The sequence below is a fragment of the Flavobacterium sp. ZB4P23 genome (genome assembly GCF_003970375.1).
Classification (GTDB): Bacteria; Bacteroidota; Bacteroidia; order Flavobacteriales; family Flavobacteriaceae; genus Flavobacterium.
Map to the genome: position 1 here is coordinate 363270 of NZ_RYDK01000004.1, position 26904 is coordinate 390173.

A 26904-nucleotide genomic window follows, 5' to 3' on the forward strand; every position below is an offset into this window, starting at 1 on the left:
TCGAAAGTATTGTTCCGGATGTTGCCGCAACCAATGAACCCAATATTTCGACAACGTTCCTGAAGTGGCTTGGAATTTCTACATTGGTGGTTATCAACCCGCTCAAAAATGGCTCAAAGACCGTAAGGAACGCAAACTGGAATTTGACGATATTGCCCATTATCAAAAAATCATTGTAGCACTAAGTGAAACGGATAGATTAATGAAAGTAATTGATACAATAGCAATAGAATAGTTATGGAAGAAAACGTAAAAAAATTTATTTTATACACCGCACCAAGCGGAGAAATACGTGTTGATGTTTTACTGCAAAACGAATCGGTATGGCTTTCGCAAAAAGCAATGGCGTTATTGTTTGACTGCAGTGCAGACAATGTTTCATTACACTTAAAAAATATTTTTGAAAGTAAGGAATTAGAAGAAAATGCAGTTACCGAGGTTTTCTCGGCAACTGCATCAGATGGCAAAACCTACAAAGTAAAACATTACAGTCTTGACGCAATAATTTCTGTTGGTTACAGAGTAAACTCTACCAAAGCTACACAATTCAGGATTTGGGCAACCCAGACTTTAAAAGAATATATTATAAAAGGGTTTGTGCTTGACGACAATCGTTTAAAACAGGGTCAAGCAATTTTTGGAAAGGATTATTTTAAAGAATTACTGCAAAGAGTTCGTTCGATTCGCGCAAGTGAAAGAAGGATTTACCAGCAAGTAACGGATATTTTTGCTGAGTGCAGTATTGACTATGACAGCAATGCCGATATCACAAAAAATTTCTATGCCACAGTTCAAAATAAATTTCATTTTGCTATAACCGGTAATACTGCTGCCGAAATAATAGCCAAAACTGCCGACGCCAAAAAGGAAAATATGGGATTAACGACTTGGAAAAACAGTCCAAGTGGAAGGGTTTTGAAATCGGATGTGGTAGTTGCCAAAAATTATTTACAAGAAAAAGAAATTAAACAATTGGAGCGCACCGTAACGGGTTACTTTGATTACATAGAAGGATTGATAGAGCGGGAGAATACTTTTACGATGAGTCAATTGGCAACAAGTGTGAATAAATTTCTAAACTTTAATGATTATAAGGTTTTGGATGGTAAAGGGAAAATTTCTAAAATACAAGCTGATAAAAAAGCAATCGCTGCTTATGAAGTATTTAATAAAACACAAAAAATAATTTCTGATTTTGATAAAGAAATAAAAAAACTAAACCCATGAACCTAAAAAATTCCCAACTAGACGTTGACACTTGGATCAAAGAACACGGAGTTCGCTACTTTAACGAATTGACCAATATGGCGCAGCTTACCGAAGAAGTAGGGGAAGTGGCCCGAATCATCGCCCGTCGTTACGGCGAACAATCCGAAAAAGAAAGCGATAAAGACAAAGACCTTGGCGAGGAATTAGCCGATGTAGTTTTTGTGGTATTGTGTTTAGCCAACCAAACCGGAATTGATTTACAAGCCGCTTTTGATAAAAAAATGGATCTAAAATCCATTCGAGACAAAGACCGTCACAAAAACAATGAAAAACTCAAATAATTTGTGAAGTATAAATTATGAATTATAAATGCGGAGTGGTAAATTGCGACTCAAAAATTATTTGAGTTAAAAATGAAAGTATAATTCATATCTCATAACTCACAACCCATAATTACAAAAATGAATTTACTGTTACAAACTTCCCAATCCAATTTACAAGCTCAAATTGCAGTTACTGGCTCAAAAAGCGAAACAAACCGCTTGTTATTGTTACAGGCCTTATTCCCAAACATTACTTTGGCCAATACTTCGAACTCTGATGATAGTGAAGTCATGCAAAAAGCATTGCTAGGAAACGAGGAAATAGTTGATATTCATCATGCAGGAACAGCCATGCGTTTCCTGACCGCTTATTTTGCTGTGAACGAAAGCCGCGAAGTAGTTTTGACTGGTTCTCAAAGAATGACGGAGCGCCCTATAAAAGTTTTGGTGGAAGCCTTGGAACAATTAGGTGCGAAAATAACGTACGAGAAAGAACCAGGATATCCGCCCATTCGTATCAAAGGACAAAAAATAACAGCTTCTAAAGTGAACATTCCTGCCAATGTGAGCAGTCAATACATATCGGCCTTATTATTAGTGGCGCCAAAACTGGAAAACGGTATTGAAATCACTTTGGTTGGTGAAATCACTTCAGTTCCTTATATCAAAATGACCCTGGCTTTGTTGAATGATTTGGACATTAAAACCAGTTTTGAAGGGAATGTAATTACTATTTATCCAAAACAAGCAGTAGCATCAAAAGTAATGACTGTTGAATCCGATTGGAGTTCGGCTTCCTACTTTTTTAGTTTGGTTGCTTTGGCTGAAAATGCTACTGTTTCATTGACCAGTTATACAGAAACCAGTTTACAAGGCGATTCGGCTTTGGTAGAAATCTATAAGCTAATGGGAGTTGAAACGCATTTTGAAGGAAATAAAATGACGCTTACCAAACAAGGGAATTTTATTCCTCAAACTCTAAATCTTGAACTAAATAATACGCCGGATATTGCCCAAACGATCGTAGTTACCTGCCTTGGATTAGGAATTGGTTGCCATCTAACAGGCTTACATACCTTGAAAATTAAAGAAACAGACCGACTGGAAGCACTACGAATTGAGCTAACAAAACTCGGAGCGAGCATATCCGTTACCAATGATAGCTTGACGCTTTTGGCTTCAAGTGAAATCAATCACAACATTAAAATTGCAACCTACAACGACCACAGAATGGCAATGGCATTTGCACCATTAGCGTTGAAAGTACCCATAATCATCGAAAATGCCGAAGTCGTTTCAAAATCATATCCGGATTTTTGGGAAGATTTAAAAAGTTTAGGTTTCGAAATTTCGTAAAAAACCCTCAATTCATTGGGCGAAAAGATGTTTCCCTTTTCCCTCTCCTTTGGAGAGGGCTGGTGTGAGGAAAAATAAATTGCAAAACACTTGACAACGCCTATCTCACAATCGTATATTTGCACACTCGAATTAAGATTGTCATCCTGAGCGCAGACGAAGGACATAACTCATAATTCATAACTTATAACTTTTTAAGATGAAACTATCACATTTTCAATTCGATTTGCCAAAAGAACTTCTTGCTGAATATCCAGCTGAAAACAGAGACGAAGCACGTCTAATGGTTATAGATCGTAAGAAAGGGACTATAGAGCATAAAATGTTCAAAGATGTTATTGATTATTTTGACGAAGGCGATGTTTTAATTCTCAATAATACTAAAGTTTTTCCGGCACGTTTGTATGGTAACAAGGAAAAAACAGGCGCAAGAATCGAAGTTTTTTTACTTAGAGAATTAAATGCAGAGCAAAGACTTTGGGACGTTTTAGTAGATCCGGCCCGAAAAATCAGAATTGGTAACAAATTGTATTTTGGAGATGATGATTCATTAGTCGCTGAGGTGATAGATAATACTACGTCTCGTGGAAGAACATTGCGTTTTCTTTACGACGGTTCTTATGAAGAATTCAGAAATAAATTAACGGAACTTGGAGAAACTCCAATCCCAAAATACATTTCTAGAGACGTAACTCCGGAAGATGCGGAACGTTACCAAACTATTTATGCCAAAGAAGAAGGATCTGTTGCAGCGCCAACTGCAGGATTGCATTTCTCTAAACATTTAATGAAAAAACTGGAAATCAAAGGAATCAAATTTGCCGAAGTAACCCTTCACGTAGGTTTGGGAACTTTTAATCCGGTTGAGGTTGAGGATTTATCAAAACACAAAATGGATTCCGAGGAATTAAAAATCACTCAAGAAGCATGTGATATTGTAAATAACGCAAAAGTTCATAAAAAAAGAATCTGTACCGTAGGAACAACATCTATGCGTGCCGTAGAAAGTTCAGTTTCGTCACATAATACACTGAATCCTTTTGACGGATGGACAAATAAATTTGTGTTTCCACCTCATGAATTTACGATTCCCACCTGTATGATTACTAATTTTCACACGCCAAAATCAACTTTATTAATGATGGTTTCCGCTTTTTGTGGCCACGATTTAATGAAAAAAGCATACGCAGAAGCAATCGAAAAAGAATACAAATTCTATTCTTACGGTGATGCAATGATGATCATCTAATCTGAATTCATTTCAGTCTAAATAACAAGATCTCGTCAGCAATGGCGAGATTTTTTGGTTTATTCCGAGCACAGTTTTATAAGAGTGTGCCCCAAGGGTCGCGCTGTACGCTGTATCTTTATTTTCTTAAAGAAAGAAAATAAAGGATGCCGCTTCCATCCCTCACACAAAACGTTTGGAATATGTGAGGACTTTTTGTGTAAAAAGAAATTTAAAACGGCATCTCAATTTTGTGTCTGAATAAATTTGTTACAGCTATTTTTTTGTCAAGTCGAGCGCAGTCGAGATACCGCGTTGAGTTTTGACTGCGCTCGACTTAATATATATTCTGAAGCCTTAAATTGTAATTTGAAAACACCGATACCTGCTTTTTTTTAGATTTCGTAAGTCAGAGTCTGCATTCTCAGCAATACTCGTGGCTCGTATACTTGCATCTTTAGTTGCCTGAGCAATCATTTATTTTTAGTTCGGCCAGTTTGATGTACTAATATTCCACGTCAGAATTAATCAATTCACGGGATTGTCACGATAATTTTTCAATTTTGTTTACTTCCTTAGATTGGATACTCACACTTTGAGTTAACGTGAATCCAGTAAAAATTTGCTGTCTCGTAGTTCCGTTTTTGTTATAAGTAGTTTCAAAATCTTTATTGAAATTTCCCGCAGAGAATATCATTTCATAGGCAATAACTCTTTTGCCGGATAAATAGTTTTTTTCTTTTCTCTCTGTCCTCATCCAATGCGACGTTGGCCTTTTTCAAAGTGGTGCTTTTTCACTACTTTTACAAAACAAAATACAAATCATGATTTTCGAAAACACCCTTGAATTTGCAAAACACCTCGATTTACAAGATCCTTTACACAAATACCAAGACGAATTTATTTTCCCGAAGGTACAAGGAAAAAAAGTAATTTATTTTACTGGAAATTCTTTAGGATTGCAGCCGAAACGCACCAAAGCGTATGTAGATGAAGTCATGAATGATTGGGCAAATCTAGCTGTTGAAGGACATTTTTACAGTGAAAAACCATGGTGGGATTACCACGAACGATTCGCAGATCCGTTGAGTAAAATTGTTGGTGCTTTACCAAGCGAAGTTACCGTGATGAATACATTAACGGTAAATCTTCATTTACTGATGGTTTCCTTTTACCAACCTACACAAACCAGATATAAAATTATTTGCGAAGAAAAAGCATTTCCTTCGGATCAATATATGTTTCAAAGTCAGGTCGATTTTCACTCCCAAAACCTGGGGATACAACTCGAGGATGCAATTGTTGAGATTAAGCGTCGCGATGGCGAACACAACATTCGCTTAGAAGATGTGTTGGCAAAAATTGAGGAAGTAGGTGATGAGTTAGCTTTGGTCTTAATTGGGGGAGTCAATTATTACACAGGACAGGTATTTGATATGAAAACTATTACCGCTGCAGGTCATAAAGTGGGAGCCTACGTAGGCTGGGATTTAGCGCACGCCGCAGGAAATATTAAGCTGGAATTGCACGATTGGAATGCGGATTTTGCCGCTTGGTGCAGTTATAAATACATGAATTCAGGGCCAGGAAATGCTTCTGGATGTTTTATTCATAAAAAGCACCACAACAATGCAGCGTTACCCAGATTTGCCGGATGGTGGGGACATAATAAAGAACGTCGTTTCAAGATGGAACAAACCTTTGATCCTATTCAAGGCGCTGATGGCTGGCAAATTAGTAATCTTCCAATACTTTCTCTGGCGCCTTATTTAGCATCTGTAGACATGTTTGATGAAATTGGGATGGATGCTTTGATCCAAAAAAGAGATGCGATCACTTCTTATTTAGAATTCATTCTGCATGAAATAGACAAAGAAGTGGATAGTAGTTTCGAAATTATAACACCGTCAAATCCCACAGAAAGAGCGTCACAATTGTCCGTATTGCTTCATGGGGAAGGCCGCAGTTTGTTTGATTATTTAATGCAAAATGGAGTAATCACGGATTGGCGTGAACCTAATGTTATCCGCTTAGCGCCAGTGCCTCTGTATACTTCTTTTGAGGATATATATCAATTTGGGCAAATTTTGAAAGCAGGAATTCAGTCTTAAAACGGGCATTAAATAACACAAAAAATAGTTTTAATTTTATAAACTTAATTAACAGGGTTAAGCCTTTCTTTGTATTCGTACTAATTATGAAAATTAAAATTATGAAAGCATTATATTTTATACTAATAGCTGCAGGTATTGTTTCTTGTCAAAATCAAGGAAAAATGGACATTCAAAAAGCCAAACAGGCTACTGTAGACTCCATGAAAGTTGAAATCGAAAAACAAAGAGTGATCGACTCCATGCAGGTAGAAATGGTTAAAATCCATGAAGCTAAAGTAGAAACTCAAAAAGAAGTAGTTGTTGTGGATCAACAAGCAGCGGGGACTACTACAAAAAATAAAGGTTGGAGTGGTGCTGCTAAAGGAGCCGTAATTGGTGCCGGCGTTGGTGCTGCCACAGGGGCAATCATCAGTAAGAAAAAAGGACAAGGTGCTATAATAGGTGGTTTAGCTGGTGCGGGAGTAGGGGCAGGTACAGGCGCTATTTTAGATAGTAAAAAACAGTAAATAGATTTTTCAATATAGCTTGGAGTGTTTAAGTTCAAAAAGAATTTAAACACCCCTTTTTATTTAGCGCTATCTAGTTTAATAGGAATCCATATTAGTGATAATTTCGTTCGCCTTAACTTTGATTTTATACATTTCTTCCGGATTCATTTTGTTCAATAAATTCATCATCATTGCCATGCGCTGGTTCCCTTTGAAATACTCTTTTTTCTCATCTAGGAAATTCCAATACAGCGTATTGAAGGGACAGGCTTTGTCGCCAAATTTCTCTTTGACATTGTAGTGGCATTTAGAGCAATTATTACTCATTTTGTTGATGTAACTTCCAGAGGAAACATAGGGTTTTGTGGCAATTATTCCGCCATCGGCATATTGTGACATCCCGCGTGTGTTGGGCATTTCAACCCATTCAATCGCATCAATATACACGCCCAGATACCAAGCGTCTACTTCGTCAGGATGAATTTGTGTCAATAGTGTAAAATTCCCAATAATCATAAGTCTCTGGATGTGGTGCGCGTAGGCTTCATCTAAACTTTGATTAATCGCGTGGCTCATGCAATTCATTTTGGTTTTACCTGTCCAGAAAAAATCAGGAAGCTTGTTTTTGTTTTGCAAGACATTCATCTTAGCATAATCAGGCATTTCTTTCCAGTATATTCCTCTTATATATTCGCGCCAGCCTAAAATTTGACGCACAAAACCTTCTACTTGTGAGATAGTTATTTCTATTTCATTGTCATGATAAAAAGCAATCACGGTCTCGAGGACTTCCTTTGGAGAAAGCATTTTGCTATTCATGGCAAAAGACAAACGAGAATGGAAAAGGAATTTTTCATCGGTATGCATTGCATCTTCGTAATCACCGAAATGTTTTAACAGATTTTTACAGAAATAATCTAAAACCTCGAACGATTGCTCGCGCGAAGTAGGCCAACTGAAATTATCTAAATCGATGTTTCCAAAAGTGATGATCCCAGCTTCTTTAATTTGGGCAACAACTTTAGAAACATTGGTGTGAAAATTCTTTTCAGAAGGCACAGGAACTTCTCCTTTGTATTTTTTGCGATTATCGGCATCAAAATTCCATTGATTTCCCACAGGAGTTGACCCATTCATTAACAAATGATGTTTTTTACGCATGCTGCGATAAAAATTTTCCATCAGCAACAGCTTTTTACCCTCAAAAAAATCGGAAAGGTCATGACGCGTAGTGTAAAAATGCTCGGAGTCAAAAGCTTCTGATTCTATTTTTAGATTGGAACAAATTGTTTTTAGTTGTTGGTCCAATCGGTATTCATCAGGGAATTGATATTCAAATTTTTCGATTTTATATTTTTCGATACAGAAAGCAATAATTTTTTCTAGATCCTGAGGATTATCGCCATCATTAATTTGAAAATATAAGGCTTGATGTTCCTGTGATTGTAGGGCTGTGTAAAAATTTCTCATCGCCATAAAAAAGGCCACCACTTTTTGAATGTGATGTTTTACATACGCTGTTTCCTGACGCATTTCGGCCAGCACATAAATAGTGTTATGATCTTTCTCCACCAACCAGGAGTGTTTTAAATTGAGTTGATCTCCAAGGATTAATCGTAGTTTTTTCATTTTTATTTTTTGTAAAAGGAAACAGTAGAAACTTCTTTTCGGGCATATTCAAAACGGTCGATAAGTTTGGGTAAACAATAGCCATCAAGGCCGTTTAGCGCCACAACATTGCCTTTATCAATTTGTAACCACCCATCTTTATGTATTAATTTCTCCTCAAAAAATAAATTTTCGATAGCTGCAATTACATGAATTGTATTGTTTTCCTGGATGTAATATTCATTTAGATATTTACAATGCAACTGCACAGGGCTTCCTTTTACAAAAGGAGTTTCAATATTGGTCTTGTATTCTTCTTCTAGGCTTGTTTTATCAAATTCAGAAACGCCTAAATCATAATTTGCGGAGGTATGATGCGCATCGGCAATCATGTCAGCAGTGATGTGATTTACCGTAAAATAACCAGTCTCTTTTATATTTTTGTAGGTGTCTCTGGGAACGGTTGTGGGTCGCATAATGAATCCAATTATGGCAGGATTACTACCTAAATGTGTGATACTGCTAAAAATTGCTACGTTAGTGTTTCCGTCCAATGATTTTGTAGCAAGAAGATTCGCTGATTTATAACCCGTGCACGAATTGATTAAATTCAGTCTTTCAATTTTTTCCATTTTGGAAATAGCTTCTTTAGAAATATGTTTCATCTTTTTACTTTTGAACAAATATACTTTTTGTTTAATTAAAATGTAAATAAATCAAACAAAATAACAAATAGGGCTCAATTATTTATTTTGAATTAGTTTTGAACAAACACATTATAAGTAAATTGTTCTAATTGACTTATAAATCTTATATATTTGTTGCCAATTTATGTAAAGATGCAAACACTTAAAAAGGTCCTTCTGGTTTTACTTTCTTTATTGTTTCTTTCAGCAATAGTTGTGTTGATTTATGGGTTTTATTTAAAGCCAACCTATGAAGGGGAACTAAAACTTAAAAATATTGGAAAGGAAACCACAGTTTATTTTGATGAATTTGGAGTGCCTCATATTTATGCGGCAAGTTCAAGGGACGCTATGGTTGTGTTGGGTTACGTACATGCGCAAGAACGATTGTGGCAAATGGAATTGATGCGGCGTATTGCTCCGGGACGATTGTCAGAAATTTTTGGACCAGTTGCATTGAAAAGTGATCTGTTTTTTGCCGGATTAGGAATCGAAGAAGCTTCCGCAAAAGCAATCGCAACTTTAGATAAGAAAAGTTCCAGTTATCTATTGACAATGGACTATCTAGAGGGGATAAACCAATATATGGCAGAGGGAACTACGCCAATAGAATTCAGTTTAGTTGGTGTCAAAAAAGAAAAGTTTACCATAAAAGACGTCTACAATATTTTTGGATACATGTCTTTTAGTTTTGCTATGGCCCATAAGTCAGATCCTTTGTTGACGGATATTCGGAACAAGTACGGAATGGACTATCTCAAGGATTTTGGCATTGACGGTTCATTTAATACCACAAAAATAAAAAATGCAAAACATAAGCCACAGGAATATGCTGCTATTTCAAAATCAGTAGCCTCACTTTTAGACCAATCCCCTATCCCACCCTTTATAGGAAGCAACAGCTGGGTTCTTTCTCCAAAGAAAACTAAAAAAGGAAAAGTGATTTTTGCCAATGATCCACATATTGGGTTTTCGCAACCCGGAACTTGGTATGAAGCGCACTTAGTAACTCCGGATTTTGAATTGTACGGTTGCTATTTAGCAGGTACTCCATTCCCATTATTGGGACATAACCGTAACTATGCGTACGGATTAACCATGTTTGAAAATGATGATATTGATTTGTACCAAGAAGAAAATAGTCCTGGAAATGCGACCGCTTACAAAACACCAACGGGGTATAGGAATTATGAAATTCGCCGAAAAATTATAAAAATAAAAGATTTTACTGATGTGGTTTTGAATGTAAAAGTGAGTCGTCACGGGCCTATCATGAATGACTTAATTGTAGGGCTGGATAAGGACAAACCAGTGGCAATGTCTTGGATTTATACCCAACAACCCATACGAATTCTGGACGCAGTGTATAGGCTTTCGCACGCTGAAAGCAAGGAAGATTTTCTAAAAGGAGTGGCTCTGATAGCCGCACCGGGACTGAATGTTATGTATGGTGACTCCAAAGGAAATATTGCATGGTGGGCAACAGGAAAATTATACAAGCATAATGAAGGCGTGAATCCGAATTTTATTTTGGATGGGGCGAGCGGGAAAGACGATATCAAGGAATATTTGGATTTCTCCAAAAATCCTTCAGCGGTGAATCCAAAATGGAATTACGTGTATTCAGCCAATAATCAACCAGAGGCAATAGACGGATTTTTGTATCCGGGCTATTACCTTCCTGAAGACAGAGCCAAACGAATCACGCAATTATTGAATAAAAAAACAAAATGGAATAAGGCAACTGTGGGCAGCATGATTTTTGATAATACATCACCAGTTGCGCCTGACGTTGTAGCACGTTTAATTTCGAATCTGGATTACACTACGCTTTCAAATAATGAAAAAGAAGCCTTTGCTGTTTTGAAAAAATGGAAAGGTTCTAATAATCTGGATGATGTAGCACCCACAATCTATAATAAATGGATTTTTAATTATTTAAAAAATACTTTTGAGGACGAACTGGGAGCTGCTAATTTCAAGCAGTTTTTAGGCACGCATATCATGAAGCAAATGATCGCCAGACAACTTGAAAACAAAAACTCACTGTGGTGGGATAATATCAATACAAAAAACCATTCGGAAACAAGGCGAGAAATCGTGTCGCTATCGTTCAAGGAATCGATTGCTGCTTTAGAAAAACAATTGGGAAATTCCGTATCAGCTTGGACCTGGAACAAAGTACATACTCTGGAACATCAGCATCCGTTGGGTAAAATTGCAGCTTTAAGAACTATATTTAATGTTGGTCCATTTGAAGTTTCAGGTTCAACGGAAGTGATTAATAATTTGTTTTTTGATTATACCGAAACGGGTCAGTATCAAGTAAAAGGCGGGCCTTCAACACGAAGAATTATTGATTTCTCAGACATTGAAAATAGCTGGGCCATTTTGCCAACGGGACAATCCGGAAATCCATTCAGTGCACATTATAACGATCAGGCGGAATTGTATAATTCAGGAAAATTCAGAAGAATGAAACTGAACGAAAAGGAGATTGTTAGGACTTCTACAAAATTGGTGTTTATTCCCTATAAAAAATGATTGTTTTTTAAAGTTATTAAAACATTAAATCAGTAATTTTGCCTAACTTTTTATAAAAAATTAATGCAAACTCCCCGAAAAATAGCAGTTGTAGGCTCTGGACTAGTCGGATCTTTACTAGCTATTTACCTTCGTAAAGCAGGTCATACTGTTCATATTTACGATAGAAGTCCAGATATCAGGAAGATACAATTTTCAGGACGTTCTATCAACTTAGCGATGTCTAATCGCGGCTGGAAAGCCTTAGATGGAGTTGGAGTAGGTGATGCTGTTCGAGCGATCGCAATCCCCATGAAAAAACGGGCAATTCATTTAGTGGATAAGCTTAATTTTCAAAATTATGGTCAGGAAGGCGAATCCATTGATTCAATTTCGAGAGGAATTTTAAACCGAAAAATGATCGATTTGGCGGAAGCCGCAGGAGCAGAGTTCTTTTTTGAGCACAAAATTTGGGATGTAACTCTAGAAAATGCCACGCTTCATATAGGCGAAACCGAAAGAGGCGCATGGGAAGATAAAAAATACGATATGGTTTTTGGCGCTGATGGTGCTTTTTCAAGAATTCGTCACCGCATGCAGCGCCAGAGTATGTTCGATTATTCGCAAGAATTTCTACCTATTGGATATAAAGAATTAAATATTCCGGCAAACGGGGATGGATCACATAAATTGGATAAAAATTCGTTTCATATCTGGCCACGAGGAGAATATATGTTGATTGCCTTGCCCAATTTAGACGGAAGCTTTACCTGTACTTTATTTATGCCCTTTGAAGGAGAAAATTCCTTTGATTCCTTAAAGGACAGGAAGTCAGTAGAAGCTTTTTTTGAAAAAAATTTACCGGATACGGTTGATGTTATTCCAAAATTAGCGGAAGATTTTTTCCGGAACCCAACCAGTACATTAGTAACCATGAAGTGTTTTCCTTGGACGTATGAGGATAAGGTTGCCTTGATTGGGGATGCGAGTCATGCCATTGTCCCTTTTTACGGACAAGGAATGAATGCCGGTTTTGAAGATATTTCAGTGCTGTATGAAATGATTGAAAAGTACGGGGATGATTGGAAATCTATTTTTTCCGAATATCAAAAATCCCGTAAACAAAATGCCGATGCTATTGCAGAGCTTTCCTATCGAAATTTTTTAGAAATGAGTTCTAAGACTGCAGATGAAAACTTCCTTTTGCAAAAGAAAATTGAAAAATCATTTTCAGACAAGCACCCTGAAAAATGGATTCCGCTATACAGTCGTGTAACATTTAGTGATCGGCCTTATACAGAAGCGTTGGCTATAGGTGATTATCAAAATGCAATTATGGAAGAAATTTTAAAAATGGAAAATATCAAAGAAATCTGGGATTCAGAAGTAGTTGAAAAGACCATTTTAGAATTGTTAAAATAAAAAAAGGACTCTATTCAAAGTCCTTTTTGGTGTTATTTATCTTTTGTTGCCGGTTTCAGTAGGACTCGTAAGGTGCTGTCATTATTGAAATAGCTGAACGTCCAATTGATAAAAATAGAAAGTTTGTTTTTGACGCTCAAAATCAACATAAGGTGGATAAACATCCAGGTAAACCAAGCCAATCTTCCTTGGAAACTAAATTTTGGCAAATCGACCACCGCTTTTCGTTTCCCTACTGTAGCCATAGAACCCTTATCATGATACTCGTATTCGATTTGAGGTTTGTTTTTTAGACTTAGTTTGAAGTTTGTGGCTAATACTTTTCCTTGTTCTATAGCAACACTGGCTACTTGCGGATGACCATTGGGATATTTAGGAGTAGCCATGAATGAAATATCACCAAGGGCATACACGTCTTCGAGGTTTTCTATTTTATTAAATCGGTCAACAAGATAGCGATTTCCTCTGGTAATACTTTCTTTGGGAATGCCTTCCAGGGTGTTTCCTGTAATTCCTGCTGCCCAGATCACATTTCTGGATGCAATCCTGTCTCCGTTTTGCAGGCTTACGGTTTTACCGTTGTAATGGCTTACAATAGTATCCGTTTTTACAATGACACCTAGTTCCTCCAGATATTTACGAGACGTTTTTTGGGAATCTTCACTCATTGGGTTCAATACGTTCGGAGATCCTTCAAGAATATAAATGGTGAGTTTCGAAAAATCTTTATCCGGATAATCTTTTGGCAAAATATTTTTTTTCATTTCTGCCAAAGCTCCTGCAAGTTCTACTCCGGTAGGGCCTCCGCCAACAATCACAAAGTTCATTAGCGATTGTAGCTCTTCTGGTGAAGCAATTAAGGCATCTTCAAAAGTTTGTAGAATTTGGTTGCGAAGTTGGATCGCTTCCGGCACCGATTTCATGGGAAATGCAAATTTTTCTATTTCAGCATTTCCAAAATAATTAGTCGTGCATCCAAAGGCAATTATCAAATGGTCGTACTCAAAATCAGCAATAGAGGTTTGTACTATTTTGTGCTCCGGATCAATACGAAGTACATCAGCTATTCGAATGCGGACATTTTTCGAATGCTGAAATACTTTTCGTAACGGAAATGAGATACTGGCAGGTTCAAGCCTTGCTGTGGCTACCTGGTACATCAAGGGTTGAAATTGATGGTAGTTGTTTTTGTCAATCAGTAAAACATCAAAATCTGTATTTTCTAAATCTTGAGCCAAACGCAATCCAGCAAAGCCAGCGCCAACTATTATAATTTTTTTTTGAACTTTCATACTTTTTTTATGGAAAGTATAAAGATACAAATTATATAAGGGTTAGTCTGCTCTATTAACTTTTTCTAAAGAAAATGAAGGTTTGCAAATAGCTAAATATTCACAGACTTCATTAAAAGGATCGGAATAGTGCACACGGGTATTCTTCTCTATTTTTATGGACTGTCCTGCTGTAAGAACCACGGTCTCGCCTTCAATTATAAATTGTTTTTATTTCCCTTCTTTAGCAATACCACTAAAATCGCCTTTTATGTCCATCATTAAAACAGGAATCCCAAAAGAGGATAGTTGTTATGAAAGAACTTGGATCGTTTTGGTTTTCCCCGTTCCAGTAGCTCCGGCAATTAACCCATGACGGTTTAAGGTTTTTAAGGGAATTTTTATGGGTGCATTTGCTAGAGCTTCTCCGCCTAATAGTACTCCTCCAAAGTCATACTCTCTCCTTTTGAAAGGTACCCACGCGTTATGTCTTGTATAAAATCTTCTTTTCTGGTCATGATAAGTTTGAATTAAAAGGATTTGTAAGCTGCTATTAGTATCCTAAAATAGGAAATTATGGGGTATAATGCAGTTTTCCTGCTTTTTTACTCTTAATAATAAAAAAATATATTTTTGACTGCTTTTAAACGGTTATTGAAAATTTATGTTAATATTTCTTAAAAATGTATTTTTTTTTTTGTAAAACGAATGATTTCCTTATAGATTTTGATATATATGCAATGAGTAAATTGCTAAATGTTTGTTTGAAATAAAATTAATGACAATAAAATTAAAAAAAGTTTTTTTATTTGAACTAAAAATATAAATTTGCTCCACTACAAGTTTATTATAACTAAAATAAATTATTTAAAACTATTAAAATTAAAAAAAATGGCAAACGTTAAAAAAGAAAAGAGTTCAAACGGAGGAGGAATGATTTCAGGAATCATTATTGTGGCATGTGTATTTGTAGGATGGTTGATTTGGAATTTTATAATGGGAGATGGTGCCAATTTTGAAGGCGGAGTAAATACAGGACACCCAATACCGGGTAATTATTTGGCAATGGTATACAAAGGAGGTCCAATTGTACCAGTTTTGATGGGTTTATTGTTGATGACTGTTGTTTTTTCTTTTGAAAGATATTTTGTGATTTCAAAAGCAGCTGGATCAGGAAACTTAGATCAGTTTATGAAAAAAGTACAAGATGATATTAAAGAAGGGAATATTGATGGAGCTATCGCTTTGTGTGATAAACAGAAAGGATCTGTTGCAAATGCAATAAAATCAGCTTTGATCAAATACCAAGATGTTAAAAAAGAAGGATTCAATAGCGAAGAAGCTGCTGAAACAATTCACAAGGAAATCGAAGAGGCTACTTCATTAGAAATGCCAATGTTAGAGAAAAATATGACTATTATTTCATCTTTGGTTTCTTTAGGAACTCTTGCAGGATTATTAGGTACGGTAACAGGGATGATTAAAGCGTTTGGAGCATTAGCTAGTGCAGGTACTCCTGATCAAGCGGCTCTTGCAAATGGTATTTCTGAAGCACTTATCAACACTGCAACTGGAATTTCGACTTCAGTATTAGCAATCGTTTCGTATAACTTCTTTACTTCTAAAATTGATGATTTAACCTATTCTATTGATGAAGCAGGTACTACAATTGTAAATACTTACAGAAGATTTAGAGGAAGCTTAAAACAATAATAATTTTTTTGACGTCATGTGCGTCAAAATAAAATATAAAAAAGATAATGGCTAAACTAAAAATGTCAAAAAAGTCAACGTCAATTGACATGACTGCGATGTGTGATGTTGCGTTTCTTTTGCTTACGTTCTTTATCTTGACCGCTACAGCTAAAGTACCAGAAGCATTGCCGGTAGACACGCCTTCTTCTACAGTTCAGACAAAATTGCCTGAGACAGATTTGGCTACAATTACTATTGGAAAAGGAAAAGTATTCTTTGATCTAAAAGGAAGAGAAGTTCGTAAAAAAACGTTAGAATTAATGGGTCAAAAATATGGTGTTGAATTCTCAGCTGATGATGCTGATAAATTTGCACTGATGGATGGTTTTGGTGTGCCAATTCAAAGTTTGAAGCAAATCATAGAGATGAAAGCTGCAGACAGAGGAAAAGCAAACCAACCAGGTATTCCAAAAGATTCACTTGATAATCAATTAGCGGATTGGATACAAAATGCTCGTATTGCCAATATTGAAATTGCTGATAAAGAATTGCAAATAGCCATAAAAGGGGATGCAAAAGAAGAATATCAGGCAATTAAAAAGGTGATGGATATTTTACAAGATCAAAAAATCAATAGCTTTAATTTAGTTACTGGTTTAAGAGGAGAAGATTTTTAATTAAAAAACATACACTACAATGGCTGAATTAAATACCGGCGACGGTGGAGGCGGAAAAGGTGGTAAAGTAAGAAGTAAAAAACAAAATTCAAAAGTAGATTTAACTGCTATGGTGGATTTGGCATTCTTATTGATCACATTTTTCATGCTGACTACTACGTTGTCAAAACCCCAATCAATGGATTTGGGGTTGCCGGATAAAGAAGACGATCCTAAAATAAATAAGGATATTAAAGTAGATGAAAATCGTACTTTAACAATTATGCTTGGTGAGAACAATAAGGTGGTATATTACATGGGTTTATTGGCTACGCCAATTGCAGGTCCAAAAGATATTGCCTATGGAAAAAACGGAATTCGTAAAGAATTATTGGCTAGAAAAAAATCAGTAGTGGAGCATACTGGAAACAAAGACAAAGGAGTTATTGTGATCATCAAGCCAAGTAAGAAATCTAATTATCGTAACTTAGTTGATATACTTGATGAAATGGCAATTGTTGGCGTTCCAACTTATGCAATTGTAAATGATTTTTCACCTGAGGAAACAAAATTGTTAGAAGGTAAATAAGATTTTAATCTAATAGCCTAATAACCTAATAATTAAGAAAAATGAAATTAGATATATTTAAAAACCAATGGCTGGATATCGTTTTTGAAGGGCGAAATAAAAGTTATGGAGCGTATGAACTAAGAAAAGAAAATAATAAGACCTCAGTGAGAGCGCTTATTGTTGGAAGTATTCTTTTTAGTTTGGCCGTTAGTGCCCCTCTTATTGCTAGTCTGCTTCCGGATACATCTGATGTAGAGGAAAATAGAGATATTAAAATTACAGCAGTAAAGTTGCCGCCAAAGCAAGAAAAGCCTAAAGAAAACATCCCGCCACCACCACCTCCACCTCCAAAAGTGGATCAGGTTAAATTTGTGAAACCTGTTGTAGCAAAAGCGGAAGAAGTTACAGAAGAACCACCCAAAATTGTTGAAATTAAAGACAAAAAATTAGGTGCAGTGACCATAAAAGGTGATCCAGATGCAGTATTGACTGTAGAGCCTGTAGGTACAGGTACTGCCGCGGTAGTAGAAGAAGTAGATAACCAAATTTACAACACTGCTGGGATTGAGGTTAAACCTGATTTTCCAGGTGGGATAGAGAAATTTTACAAGTATGTGGGTAATAATTATCAAACTCCTGAAGAAGACGGGTTGAATGGTAAAGTATATGTTACTTTCGTAGTAGAGAAAGATGGTTCTTTAACCGATATTAAAGTAATTAGAGATATTGGTTATGGTACAGGGAAAGAGGCGATTCGTGTTTTGAAAAAGTCTCCTAGATGGACTCCGGGTGAACAAAATGGTAAAAAAGTCAGAGTGCTGTATTCTTTACCAATTACAATTCAAACGGCAAATTAATGTTAAAGAGCATACGTATTAATATTCAGAAGAAATCGCTCAAAGAGCGATTTCTTCTCGTTTTAGGAATTATGTTTTTTTTAGTTTATCTGGTTTTGGGTTTATTTATTATCTTTATGAAAGAATTTCCCATAGTAATGGATACTGGATATAGAATAGCATTTGGTTTGCTTCTTATTGTATATTCTTTTTTTAGATTCATCCGACTTATTAATAATACCAACTAGATCATGAAAAAAACAGCTATAATTCCGTATTTTATTTTTCTTTCTTTGTTTGCATTTCTTTTTGCATGTAAAAAAACGGAAGGATCTAAGGAAAATAAAGAAACTATTTTAAAAGGTTCTACAACGATACTAGTTGATGAAACATTACAACCTGTGATTGAGGATCAGATAGCGGTTTTTGAAAGTGTGTATCCTGCAAAAATAACGTTGAATGCTAAATCTGAAAAAGAAGTGCTCCGATCATTGCTAAATGATTCATTAAGTATTGCCATTTTATCCAGAAAATTAAATGCTGAGGAAAATAAGATTTTTGAGGGTAAAAAAATTATTCCAAAAGTGACTCCTTTCGCTACTGATGGGATTGCTTTAATCGCAAATGAGAAAATTAAGGATACCTTAGTCGCTTTAAATGACATTATAGCCTTTCTGCAAGGGAAGTCTCAAACGGCAATAAAGGGATTGGTTTTTGATAATCCAAATTCCAGTACTGTTCGTTATATGAATGAATTAGCGGGTGTGTCAGAACTTCCGAAAAAGGGGATTTTTTCTTTTAAAACCAATGAAGAGGTAATAAAGTATGTGTCTGAAAATGAAGGAATGATTGGAATAGTGGGGCTAAACTGGCTTTATCAACCTTCTGGAATTATGAAAGATATTGTAAAAAAAATTAAGGTGCTTAGCGTTAAAAGTACTACTGGAAATCAATATTATCCGCCATCGCAAAATAATATTGCAGAGGGAACCTATCCTTTGGCACGTGATTTGTATATAATAAATTGTCAGGGTTCTTCTGGATTAGGAATGGGTTTTGCCTCTTTTGTAGCAGGTGAAAGAGGACAGCGGATAATACTTAAATCTGGTTTACTGCCGGTACGAACACCGAGTAGATTAATTCAGGTTAGAAAAAAAATATACAATGATAAAAATTAAATTAACTACAATGAAAATGAATAAATTAAAAACGTTTAGTGTTGCATTATTAGCATCGGCATTTGCAAGTCAAGCGCAAGATATTGATCAAGCAAAAAAAGCGATCGATGCAGAACAGTTCGAAAGTGCGAAGGCAATTTTAAAATCAATTATTAAGGAGAATCCATCTAATGGAGCTGCTTTTTTTACTTTAGGGAATGTATATCTTACTCAAAATGTAGAAGATTCCGCCAAAATTTATTTCCAAAAAGGATTAACAGCTTCTGATGAAGCTAATTTGAATTACATTGGCTTAGGTCAAATGGATTTAGATAACAATGATGTTGCGGCAGCTCAAGCAAAATTTGTATTGGCCACCAAAGACATGAAAAGAAAGGATTTTGCAGAGTACGTTTACCAAGCAAGAGCCTATATGAATGCTGAAAAGCCCGATTATAAAAATGCAATCGCTATTTTGAATCGCGCTGCCATAAAAAATGCAGATGATGCACAGTTACAGCTTGCCCTTGGTGATGCTTACTATGGTGATAGCAAACAAAATGAAGCTTATGTAGCTTATAGAAGTGCTTTTCAAGCAGATAATTCTTTGCTAAGAGCAAAAATGCAACTGGGTGTTTTGCTTAAAGGAGCAAAATCGTATGACGAAGCTTTAAAAGCTTATGAAGAGGTTATTGCTATTAATCCTAACTATGGACCAGTGTATAGAGAATTAGCGGAGACTTATTATAAAATTGCACGTAATAAACCTTCTCAAGCGGCTGTGAATTATAAAAAAGCAATTGGCTATTACGATAAATATATGGCTTTAACCGATTACTCGATTAACTCTAGAATGCGTCGAGCTGATTTTCTAATCTTGATAGAGGATTATGTTGCACTGGAAGCGGAAGCTAACAAAATGATCGAATTGGACAAAGTTAATCCAAGAATCTATCGTTATTTAGGATATGCGGCTTATGAAAATGGAAATGTTGATTTAGCATTGAAATCATTGGAAAGTTTTATCGCTTCCCCAACTAATAAAGTAATCGCTAAAGATTATTTGTATTTAGGTTTGACTAAAATAAAAAAAGGGACTAGCGAAGATGGATTAGCTATAGACTCCGTTGCTTTTGATTCAGGAATGAAAGGTCTTAAAAAAGCAATCGAAATGGAGCCATTAGCGGTTCAAGATTTGAGTGATATTGGTAAAAAATTATTTTCTCAAAAACTATACAAAGAATCTGCAGCTGTATTTGAATCTGGAGCCAGTTCTCCTGAGTCTACTAATTATCTGGATGACAACGTCTATTTTGGTCTAGCGAATTACTATGCCAATATTAACAAAAAGGAAGGCGAAAAAGTAGATGCAATTGCTTTATCAAAAGCAGATGCTGCTTTTGATAAAGTATTAGTTGCTTCTCCTACTTATTTAGAAGCATACTTGTATAAAGCAAGAACCAATAGATTACTTGAAAAAGATGACTTGATGGTGAAAAATTATGAAGATTATCTTTTAAAAACAATGGAATTAGGTGCTGAGGAAATAGCAAAACCTGCAGTAAAAACTAAGTTTATTGAATGTTACAATAATATGGCAGCCAGTTTTGCTAATACAGACAAGCCTAAAGCTATTGAATATTTCAAAAAAACATTAGCATTAGACCCTGCTAATAATTATGCAACAGAATCAATAAAAATTTTGAAACAATAAAAATTTGTCTCAATATCAAAAACCGATAGTCTTTGGCTATCGGTTTTTTTGTGCTCCTATTTTAGGATCGTTGTCTTCAGAGTTGGATTAATTATTTTAAAACGGTTTAATACACGCCTTTTTTGGCTTATTGAAAGTTTATCATTTTAGTCTGTGTTTGCAAATGGACTCCTTTTCTAATTAACTATCTTTGCACTTTAAAATTAAAGAATGTTATCAAAAGAAATACAGTTAGAAGTTAATAAAGGTGCAATGCTTCCTTTAATGGAAGAATTTTACACCATTCAAGGGGAAGGATACCATACCGGAACAGCTGCGTACTTTATTAGAATTGGCGGATGTGATGTAGGTTGTCATTGGTGTGATGTTAAAGAAAGCTGGAATGCGGCGCTACACCCGCCAACTAATATTGATCAAATTGTTGCCAATGCAAGTAAATATTCAGAAACTGTTGTGGTTACTGGTGGTGAACCATTGATGTGGGACATGAGCTTGCTAACACAAAAGCTAAAAGATAGTGATAGAAAAGTGCACATAGAAACTTCTGGGGCTTATCCGCTTACAGGAACTTGGGATTGGATTTGTTTGTCGCCAAAGAAAAACAAATTACCAACTCAAACGGTGTATGATAACGCACAGGAATTAAAAGTGATTATTTACAATAAACATGATTTTATTTTTGCCGAAGAGCAAGCTGATAAGGTAAATGAGAATGCTATTTTATTTCTTCAACCGGAATGGAGTAAAAAAGAAGAAATGACTCCGTTAATTGTTGATTATGTAATGAACAACCCAAAATGGCGTGTTTCGTTGCAAACACATAAATATTTGAATATTCCTTAATACTTAAAAACCTCAAACAACAAGTGCTGTTTGGGGTTTTGAATTAAAACAGATACTGATTAATTTTCGGAAGGCTTACTTCTTGTTAGCAGATTTCCTAGCCCAGATAGTAGCGACATCCTTTTTTTCTCATTTTTTTAATGAGAAAAAAAGATATAGCGAATAGCTGGAAATAGCTCCTTATACTACCGGCCTTTTTCTTTTTTCAATTCGGTAATATGCGCTAAGTGGTGGTTTCCATGCCAAGCATAGGTTCCAATTATTTCCTTCAATTGAATAACGGTATTATGTTCGGGATGTATAAAAGATTTTTCAAGATCTGCTTCAGAAAGACTGTTCATTATATATGCCAAACGAAAATGCAATCCGTCAAGAAATGAAAGTGTGGGTTGAATGGGCATCGTTAAATTATCATGTAATTCTGCCCAACAATCTTCGTGATACGCTTTTATTAGCGGTTTATTTTCAGTTAATGTCCATTTAATTCTAACGAAACAATTCATGTGACTGTCGGCGCAATGGTGAATGACTTGACGAATCGTCCAGCCATCCTGACGGTATGGTGTCTCGAGTTGTTCCTCTGTCAAATGAATGACTTCGTTTTTCAATCGTTCTGGAAAACTTGCGATTTCTTTTATTTTATTATGGAGATATTCACTTGAATAGATCTCGGGTCTGATAAATTTCCCAATAGGATAACGTAATTTTTCCACCGCTGAATTTCTCATACTAAGTAGCTTTATGTGTTTTCTAAATGGAAAGTTTTGCTAAATAGTCGAAATGTTCGCCTTCAAGAATTAACTCACAATGTAATCCGTGATCTAATGCTGCATTTTGTAAAGTATTGTAATCAATAAACATCCAGTCAAATGGTTTTTCCTTCTCGCCTTTGTAGGAGATATTAAAAACGATTTCTCCATAATATTCCTTTTGGGAAGGAATCCACTTTCCGCCATCTTCATCGTCATCAAACATATAAATTATATCAGAACTGTCTAATAGAATTTGTCCGCCAGGATTCAATAATGATTTTAGTTTTAAAAGGAAATTCGGGATGTTTTTAAGTTTACCGCACATTCCCGCACCATTCATCAATAGGAGTATGGTGTCGTATTTCTCGTTTTCTAATGTCAGCACATCCTGAACTTTCGCTTTTTTAAGTCCGCGAAGGGTACACGCTTGAATAGCATTTGCTGAAATATCAATAGAGGTTACGTCTAGATTGCGTTCGTTTTGCAAAGATAAACTATGGCTTCCTGCGCCACAGCCAACATCCAGGATTTTACCTTTGGCAAGTTGTAACGCTTTTTGTTCCATTTGGGGCATTTCATCATAAGAACGAAACAAGTAGGCAACGCTCATTTCATCTTCTTCAGATATTGTAGTTTCCGTAATTAAATCTTCGGGTGAATTATTGGTTTGAAAATCAAGTATGGCTTTGCCAAAAAGGTCTTTCATCTTTTTTTGTTTAAAGTTTAAGGTTAAAGGATTCAAGTTTGTTACTTTTGTGGTTCCAACTTTAAACTTTAAATTTGAAACATATTTTAAACAATCTCCCTAAGGAAGCCAAAGATAAGCATATCGAAAACAAAAAGTATTTTGATAAGCTGAAAAAAAAGACACCAAAGAATTTGGATTACGTGATGCAAGATTTGCATGATGCTGAATTCAAGAAAACGGATTGTTTAAAGTGTGCTAATTGTTGTAAAACTACGGGACCTTTATTTACGGATGCCGACATTGAGCGTGTTTCAAAATACCTACGCCAAAAGCCACAACAGTTTATCCAGCAATACCTTCAAATCGATGAAGACCGAGATTATGTTTTGCAAAGTGTACCCTGTACTTTTCTCGACAATGAAAATGCGTGCATGATATATGACGTACGTCCAAAAGCGTGTAGAGAATTCCCGCATACGGATCGAAAAAAATTCCAGCAAATTACAGACTTAACCCTGAAAAACGTAGCGATATGCCCGGCAGCGTTTAATATTGTAGAGGAAATGAAAAAGAAAATGCCGCTTTAAAAATTTTCTATTTTGTCTCCCTCTGCTTTGTAGAGTCCCGTCCCGAAACTTCGGGATCGGAAGGGGGGTGAGAATTAGTATATCAAATATTTCATTCTCATTGCTTTAAACTCAATAAGTCCTTTCTGCCAGCTTTTTCTGATTTCATTTTCGGAAATTCCATTTTCTATTTGCTGTTGCAGTTTTTTAGTTCCTGCAAGTTTGGTAAAAAAAGGATTGAAGAATTTCGATTTTTCCGTTGTGCTTTGATAGGCTTGAATCAACCATTTTAATTCTAGTTTACTGACCTTTGTATGTGTTGATAAATCTTCCCCATAACATTTCACGCCATTGTAAACTGGATTTTGTGCGCCAAAATTTGGTTTGGGTATAAAACTAAAATCACTTTTTGGTAGATACGGAGAACCATAAATCTGAAATTGTTTTTCAGTTCCACGACCCACACTTACATTTGTGCCTTCAAACAGACACAAACTTGCATAAAGATTCACGGCTTGATCATTTGGAAGATTCGGTGACGGTTTTACAGGTAAACTATAATTCATTTTTCGGTTGTAATTAATACACGGAATAACGGTCAATTTGCATTGAATGCCATTTTTCAGCCATTTCTCTCCATTTATCATTTTAGCATACTCGCCAATTGTCATTCCATGTAGCAAAGGAATTGGATGCATGCCTACAAAACTGGTAAATTCTGGTTCAAGAATTGGACCGTCGACTATACTTCCATTCGGATTTGGTCTGTCAAGAACTAAAAGCGGAATGTTGTTTTCAGCGCAAGCTTCCATGATGTAATGTAACGAGGAGATGTAAGTATAAAATCGTGCGCCTACATCTTGCAAGTCGAAAATCATGATATCGATTCCAGCGAGGTGTTCTTGTTTTGGTTTTTTATTATCACCGTATAGAGAAATAATTGGCAGCCCGGTTTTAGAATCTTTTCCATCAACCACATGTTCTCCCGCATCAGCAGTGCCACGAAAACCATGTTCTGGAGCAAAAATAGTTTGCACATTGATATTTTTGGAAAGTAAAAAATCAACAAAATGGGTTTTGTCAGATAGAATTCCCGTTTGATTGGTTACAATTCCTGTTGTTTTATTTTCTAACAGAGAAATATATTTTTCGTAATTATCGGCTCCCGTTTTAAATATTGGTATTTGATGTGGTCTAAAAAATGGTTGGAAATGGATTTTTGGCAAGCTATCTGTACTGCTGCTATACTGATTGTTTTTTGTAGAACTTCCACAAGAGGATTGTACAACTAATGTCAATAATAAGAGGTAAGTATAGCTAAAATATTTCATAGTACTATTTTTGATCTGTTTAAATCTGTTTAATCTGTGGCAAAAAACTTTATGTATCTTTGTTGCAAACTATAAATTTTGAATTTAGAATATTTCATAGCCAAAAGACTCATAACTGCTAAAGATTATAAAAGTAGCATATCTGCTCCAATTATAAAAATTGCTATTTCAGCAATTGCAATTGGTATGATTATGATGATTATTTCGGTAGCGACAGGAATTGGACTGCAACAAAAAATCCGAGAGAAGGTTGCGGCTTTCAACGGACACATCGTTATTTCCAATTATGACAACAATCAATCCGAAGTCACGGTAGTTCCAATTTCTAAAAAACAAGATTTTTATCCAAAATTTACTGCTGTTCCTGAAGTGGAGCATATTCAAGCCATTGCCAGTAAAGCAGGAATTATTAGAACCGAAACCGCTTTCGAAGGAATTATTTTCAAGGGAGTGGGGAATGATTACAAATGGGATAATATAAAAGAGTATCTGGTTTCAGGCAAATTACCTGATTATTCAAAAAATGTGAATCAAGAAGTGTTATTGTCTCAATTCCTTGCCAATAGGTTGAATTTGAAAGTAGGAGATCTGTTCAATACATTCTTCATCAAAGAAAATCAAAATCAGTTGCCCAATATTCGGAGATTTAAAATTACAGGAATCTTCAATTCCGGTTTTCAGGAATTCGATGCAACCTATATAATAGGAGATATTCGTCACATGCAGCGTATCAATAAATGGACTCCAGATCAAATTGGTGCTTTCGAAGTTTTTGTTGACGATTTTAATACTATCGAAGCTACCGGAGAACAAGTCTATGCACAAACAGCTTCTACATTAGATAGTAAAACCATACTAGAAAAATACAGCTATATATTTGAATGGCTTCAGCTATTCGATTTTAATATCATCGTTATATTAGTTGTCATGATTCTTGTGGCCACAATCAACATGGTGGTTGCACTATTAGTATTAATTCTCGAACGAACCCAAATGATAGGAATCCTAAAAGCGTTAGGAGCCAATAATTGGTCCGTCCGGAAAATATTTCTATATAATGCCTTCTATCTTATCGTAAGAGGGCTTTTCTGGGGAAACTTAATCGGAATAGCACTATTGTTACTCCAGCAACAATTTGGCGTGATCCAGTTGAATCCAGAAAACTATTATGTAAACCAAGCACCAGTTTATTTAAATTGGGGATATATCCTAGTGCTAAACCTACTTACTGTGACCGTTTGTTTTTTTGTATTATTAATTCCGTCCTATATAATAACTAAAATTTCTCCAGTCAAAGCCATACGTTTCGATTAGATTATCATTAGTGCGTTCCCATTTATAAAAAAGAGAGACTATTATCAATATCGATAGTAGCCTCTCTTTTTTATAAACGGTCGGGCTATCCGCTACAAGTCCTCATAAAGTTGTGTTTCACTCCACTTTCTTGCGGGCTTTCCACTACTATCCCTAACGCGAAGATTTGGAAACCAGAATATTTAGTTGTTTCTCATGACACCTTATATATAGGATATAAAAGCAATAGTAGAATTTAGACCTTACACTATATAGGAGAAAACCTTTTAATCTGTTGTGCTCTTTTGTTAGGATAGGGTATGTTGGCGTTAATTTTCAGTAAATGAAAAAGAAGGAAGCGCATAAAAAGTGTAATAAAGCGTGATTTGGATAGGTTTCAAAAAAAGGGAATGGAGATTAAAGCTTTGTGAGGATAGATAAAAAGGTGATTTAGGATTGAAACGGATTAAAAGGGGAGTTAAGAATTAGGATTATTTAAAAAACTTTGATCTTCAAAAAACGAGATATCAGCTAGTTAAAGAAAAAGTTAAGAAAAGTTTAAAAAAAAGGGATT

General features: G+C 35.6%; 25 protein-coding genes and 2 pseudogenes. 18 read left to right on the forward strand and 9 right to left on the reverse strand.

Features of this window, described 5'->3' with window-relative positions; translation table 11 throughout:
• Positions 1–64: 64 nt before the first annotated feature.
• From EKL99_RS09090 to queA, 5 genes are all read left to right on the forward strand, one after another.
• Complete coding sequence (locus EKL99_RS09090; protein ID WP_231507415.1) at positions 65–235, forward strand: type ISP restriction/modification enzyme; 171 nt, start codon at positions 65–67, stop codon at positions 233–235.
• Positions 236–237: 2 nt separating this feature from the next.
• Positions 238–1227, forward strand: coding sequence for a virulence RhuM family protein (locus EKL99_RS09095; protein WP_126555009.1), 990 nt, complete (start codon positions 238–240; stop codon positions 1225–1227).
• On the forward strand, positions 1224–1550 hold the full coding sequence (locus EKL99_RS09100) for a nucleotide pyrophosphohydrolase (RefSeq protein WP_126453086.1): 327 nt from the start codon (positions 1224–1226) through the stop codon (positions 1548–1550). Before EKL99_RS09095 ends, EKL99_RS09100 begins: the two co-directional genes overlap by 4 nt.
• 120 nt (positions 1551–1670) lie before the next feature.
• Entirely contained in the window at positions 1671–2888 is a 1218-nt protein-coding gene (aroA, locus tag EKL99_RS09105) for a 3-phosphoshikimate 1-carboxyvinyltransferase (protein WP_126555011.1), read from the forward strand.
• A 199-nt stretch (positions 2889–3087) separates the two neighbouring features.
• Positions 3088–4137 carry a tRNA preQ1(34) S-adenosylmethionine ribosyltransferase-isomerase QueA gene (gene queA, locus EKL99_RS09110; RefSeq protein ID WP_126453091.1) on the forward strand — a complete coding sequence of 350 codons (1050 nt, stop codon included), beginning with the start codon at positions 3088–3090 and terminating at the stop codon, positions 4135–4137.
• Positions 4138–4660: 523 nt separating this feature from the next.
• Here queA and EKL99_RS09115 read toward each other — a convergent pair.
• Positions 4661–4873, reverse strand: coding sequence for a hypothetical protein (locus EKL99_RS09115; RefSeq protein WP_126457414.1), 213 nt, complete (start codon positions 4871–4873; stop codon positions 4661–4663).
• A gap of 67 nt (positions 4874–4940) precedes the next feature.
• On the opposite strand from EKL99_RS09115, the gene kynU reads away from it, so the two are divergent.
• Together kynU and EKL99_RS09125 are read left to right on the forward strand one after the other, a co-directional pair.
• Positions 4941–6227 carry a kynureninase gene (gene kynU / locus EKL99_RS09120; RefSeq protein ID WP_126457413.1) on the forward strand — a complete coding sequence of 429 codons (1287 nt, stop codon included), beginning with the start codon at positions 4941–4943 and terminating at the stop codon, positions 6225–6227.
• 101 nt (positions 6228–6328) lie between these two features.
• The gene (locus tag EKL99_RS09125) at positions 6329–6736 is read left to right on the forward strand and encodes a glycine zipper family protein (protein ID WP_126576807.1); all 408 of its coding nucleotides are present in this window, start codon (positions 6329–6331) and stop codon (positions 6734–6736) included.
• A 78-nt stretch (positions 6737–6814) separates the two neighbouring features.
• Here the strand turns inward: EKL99_RS09125 and EKL99_RS09130 are convergent, their stop codons facing one another.
• Together EKL99_RS09130 and EKL99_RS09135 are read right to left on the reverse strand one after the other, a co-directional pair.
• Positions 6815–8347 carry a cryptochrome/photolyase family protein gene (locus EKL99_RS09130; RefSeq protein WP_126576808.1) on the reverse strand — a complete coding sequence of 511 codons (1533 nt, stop codon included), beginning with the start codon at positions 8345–8347 and terminating at the stop codon, positions 6815–6817.
• A 2-nt stretch (positions 8348–8349) separates the two neighbouring features.
• Entirely contained in the window at positions 8350–8991 is a 642-nt protein-coding gene (locus tag EKL99_RS09135; protein WP_126516167.1) for a flavin reductase family protein, read from the reverse strand.
• Positions 8992–9165: 174 nt separating this feature from the next.
• Here EKL99_RS09135 and EKL99_RS09140 point away from each other — a divergent pair, with 174 nt between their 5' ends.
• Positions 9166–11556, forward strand: a complete 2391-nt coding sequence (locus EKL99_RS09140; protein ID WP_126576809.1) for a penicillin acylase family protein — start codon at positions 9166–9168, stop codon at positions 11554–11556.
• Positions 11557–11619: 63 nt separating this feature from the next.
• The gene (locus EKL99_RS09145) at positions 11620–12957 is read left to right on the forward strand and encodes an NAD(P)/FAD-dependent oxidoreductase (protein WP_126457409.1); all 1338 of its coding nucleotides are present in this window, start codon (positions 11620–11622) and stop codon (positions 12955–12957) included.
• A gap of 32 nt (positions 12958–12989) precedes the next feature.
• Here EKL99_RS09145 and EKL99_RS09150 read toward each other — a convergent pair whose 3' ends face one another.
• From EKL99_RS09150 to EKL99_RS09155, 3 genes and pseudogenes are all read right to left on the reverse strand, one after another.
• The gene (locus EKL99_RS09150; protein ID WP_126576810.1) at positions 12990–14249 is read right to left on the reverse strand and encodes an NAD(P)/FAD-dependent oxidoreductase; all 1260 of its coding nucleotides are present in this window, start codon (positions 14247–14249) and stop codon (positions 12990–12992) included.
• A gap of 42 nt (positions 14250–14291) precedes the next feature.
• Positions 14292–14459 (reverse strand): annotated as a pseudogene (locus tag EKL99_RS14900) (cupin); the annotation flags it as partial.
• 6 nt (positions 14460–14465) lie between these two features.
• Positions 14466–14746, reverse strand: a pseudogene (locus tag EKL99_RS09155) (helicase HerA-like domain-containing protein); the annotation flags it as partial.
• 373 nt (positions 14747–15119) lie between these two features.
• Here EKL99_RS09155 and EKL99_RS09160 point away from each other — a divergent pair.
• From EKL99_RS09160 to EKL99_RS09195, 7 genes are all read left to right on the forward strand, one after another.
• Positions 15120–15941, forward strand: a complete 822-nt coding sequence (locus EKL99_RS09160) for a MotA/TolQ/ExbB proton channel family protein (RefSeq protein ID WP_126453117.1) — start codon at positions 15120–15122, stop codon at positions 15939–15941.
• 47 nt (positions 15942–15988) lie between these two features.
• Complete coding sequence (locus EKL99_RS09165) at positions 15989–16600, forward strand: biopolymer transporter ExbD (RefSeq protein ID WP_126457407.1); 612 nt, start codon at positions 15989–15991, stop codon at positions 16598–16600.
• Positions 16601–16619: 19 nt separating this feature from the next.
• The gene (locus EKL99_RS09170; protein ID WP_126453123.1) at positions 16620–17168 is read left to right on the forward strand and encodes a biopolymer transporter ExbD; all 549 of its coding nucleotides are present in this window, start codon (positions 16620–16622) and stop codon (positions 17166–17168) included.
• A gap of 41 nt (positions 17169–17209) precedes the next feature.
• On the forward strand, positions 17210–18007 hold the full coding sequence (locus EKL99_RS09175) for an energy transducer TonB (RefSeq protein ID WP_126457406.1): 798 nt from the start codon (positions 17210–17212) through the stop codon (positions 18005–18007).
• Positions 18008–18237: 230 nt separating this feature from the next.
• Positions 18238–19164 carry a PstS family phosphate ABC transporter substrate-binding protein gene (locus EKL99_RS09185; RefSeq protein ID WP_126457405.1) on the forward strand — a complete coding sequence of 309 codons (927 nt, stop codon included), beginning with the start codon at positions 18238–18240 and terminating at the stop codon, positions 19162–19164.
• Positions 19151–20857 (forward strand): tetratricopeptide repeat protein, encoded by a 1707-nt coding sequence (locus tag EKL99_RS09190; protein WP_317125126.1) that lies wholly within the window; start codon positions 19151–19153, stop codon positions 20855–20857. The genes EKL99_RS09185 and EKL99_RS09190 overlap by 14 nt, the downstream gene beginning before the upstream one ends.
• Before the next feature lie 210 nt (positions 20858–21067).
• Entirely contained in the window at positions 21068–21700 is a 633-nt protein-coding gene (locus tag EKL99_RS09195; protein ID WP_126576811.1) for a 7-carboxy-7-deazaguanine synthase QueE, read from the forward strand.
• Positions 21701–21885: 185 nt separating this feature from the next.
• On the opposite strand, the gene EKL99_RS09200 is transcribed toward EKL99_RS09195, so the two are convergent.
• Both EKL99_RS09200 and EKL99_RS09205 read right to left on the reverse strand, forming a co-directional pair.
• A complete protein-coding gene (locus EKL99_RS09200) occupies positions 21886–22428 on the reverse strand; it encodes a YfiT family bacillithiol transferase (RefSeq protein WP_126576812.1) in 543 nt (180 codons plus the stop codon).
• A 22-nt stretch (positions 22429–22450) separates the two neighbouring features.
• A complete protein-coding gene (locus EKL99_RS09205; protein ID WP_126576813.1) occupies positions 22451–23158 on the reverse strand; it encodes a bifunctional 2-polyprenyl-6-hydroxyphenol methylase/3-demethylubiquinol 3-O-methyltransferase UbiG in 708 nt (235 codons plus the stop codon).
• 74 nt (positions 23159–23232) lie between these two features.
• Between EKL99_RS09205 and EKL99_RS09210 the strand changes: the two genes are divergently transcribed.
• Positions 23233–23727, forward strand: coding sequence for a YkgJ family cysteine cluster protein (locus EKL99_RS09210; RefSeq protein ID WP_126453140.1), 495 nt, complete (start codon positions 23233–23235; stop codon positions 23725–23727).
• Between the two features lie 74 nt (positions 23728–23801).
• On the opposite strand, the gene EKL99_RS09215 is transcribed toward EKL99_RS09210, so the two are convergent.
• Positions 23802–25037: an exo-beta-N-acetylmuramidase NamZ domain-containing protein gene (locus EKL99_RS09215; protein WP_126457401.1), complete on the reverse strand. Its 1236-nt coding sequence runs from the start codon at positions 25035–25037 to the stop codon at positions 23802–23804.
• Between the two features lie 78 nt (positions 25038–25115).
• Here EKL99_RS09215 and EKL99_RS09220 point away from each other — a divergent pair, with 78 nt between their 5' ends.
• Positions 25116–26351, forward strand: a complete 1236-nt coding sequence (locus EKL99_RS09220; RefSeq protein WP_126457400.1) for an ABC transporter permease — start codon at positions 25116–25118, stop codon at positions 26349–26351.
• Positions 26352–26904: the final 553 nt, after the last annotated feature.

Bases quoted from the DNA above. Each gene is read 5' to 3' on its own strand.
- EKL99_RS09205 (WP_126576813.1), bottom strand. From the start codon at position 23,158: ATGAAAGACCTTTTTGGCAAAGCCATACTTGATTTTCAAACCAATAAT.
- EKL99_RS09135 (WP_126516167.1), bottom strand. From the start codon at position 8,991: ATGAAACATATTTCTAAAGAAGCTATTTCCAAAATGGAAAAAATTGAA.
- EKL99_RS09160 (WP_126453117.1), top strand. From the start codon at position 15,120: ATGGCAAACGTTAAAAAAGAAAAGAGTTCAAACGGAGGAGGAATGATT.
- EKL99_RS09200 (WP_126576812.1), bottom strand. From the start codon at position 22,428: ATGAGAAATTCAGCGGTGGAAAAATTACGTTATCCTATTGGGAAATTT.
- EKL99_RS09170 (WP_126453123.1), top strand. From the start codon at position 16,620: ATGGCTGAATTAAATACCGGCGACGGTGGAGGCGGAAAAGGTGGTAAA.
- aroA (WP_126555011.1), top strand. From the start codon at position 1,671: ATGAATTTACTGTTACAAACTTCCCAATCCAATTTACAAGCTCAAATT.
- EKL99_RS09100 (WP_126453086.1), top strand. From the start codon at position 1,224: ATGAACCTAAAAAATTCCCAACTAGACGTTGACACTTGGATCAAAGAA.
- EKL99_RS09115 (WP_126457414.1), bottom strand. From the start codon at position 4,873: ATGAGGACAGAGAGAAAAGAAAAAAACTATTTATCCGGCAAAAGAGTT.
- EKL99_RS09195 (WP_126576811.1), top strand. From the start codon at position 21,068: ATGTTATCAAAAGAAATACAGTTAGAAGTTAATAAAGGTGCAATGCTT.
- EKL99_RS09215 (WP_126457401.1), bottom strand. From the start codon at position 25,037: ATGAAATATTTTAGCTATACTTACCTCTTATTATTGACATTAGTTGTA.
- EKL99_RS09125 (WP_126576807.1), top strand. From the start codon at position 6,329: ATGAAAGCATTATATTTTATACTAATAGCTGCAGGTATTGTTTCTTGT.
- kynU (WP_126457413.1), top strand. From the start codon at position 4,941: ATGATTTTCGAAAACACCCTTGAATTTGCAAAACACCTCGATTTACAA.
- queA (WP_126453091.1), top strand. From the start codon at position 3,088: ATGAAACTATCACATTTTCAATTCGATTTGCCAAAAGAACTTCTTGCT.
- EKL99_RS09130 (WP_126576808.1), bottom strand. From the start codon at position 8,347: ATGAAAAAACTACGATTAATCCTTGGAGATCAACTCAATTTAAAACAC.
- EKL99_RS09095 (WP_126555009.1), top strand. From the start codon at position 238: ATGGAAGAAAACGTAAAAAAATTTATTTTATACACCGCACCAAGCGGA.
- EKL99_RS09185 (WP_126457405.1), top strand. From the start codon at position 18,238: ATGAAAAAAACAGCTATAATTCCGTATTTTATTTTTCTTTCTTTGTTT.
- EKL99_RS09145 (WP_126457409.1), top strand. From the start codon at position 11,620: ATGCAAACTCCCCGAAAAATAGCAGTTGTAGGCTCTGGACTAGTCGGA.
- EKL99_RS09140 (WP_126576809.1), top strand. From the start codon at position 9,166: ATGCAAACACTTAAAAAGGTCCTTCTGGTTTTACTTTCTTTATTGTTT.
- EKL99_RS09165 (WP_126457407.1), top strand. From the start codon at position 15,989: ATGGCTAAACTAAAAATGTCAAAAAAGTCAACGTCAATTGACATGACT.
- EKL99_RS09150 (WP_126576810.1), bottom strand. From the start codon at position 14,249: ATGAAAGTTCAAAAAAAAATTATAATAGTTGGCGCTGGCTTTGCTGGA.
- EKL99_RS09190 (WP_317125126.1), top strand. From the start codon at position 19,151: ATGATAAAAATTAAATTAACTACAATGAAAATGAATAAATTAAAAACG.
- EKL99_RS09175 (WP_126457406.1), top strand. From the start codon at position 17,210: ATGAAATTAGATATATTTAAAAACCAATGGCTGGATATCGTTTTTGAA.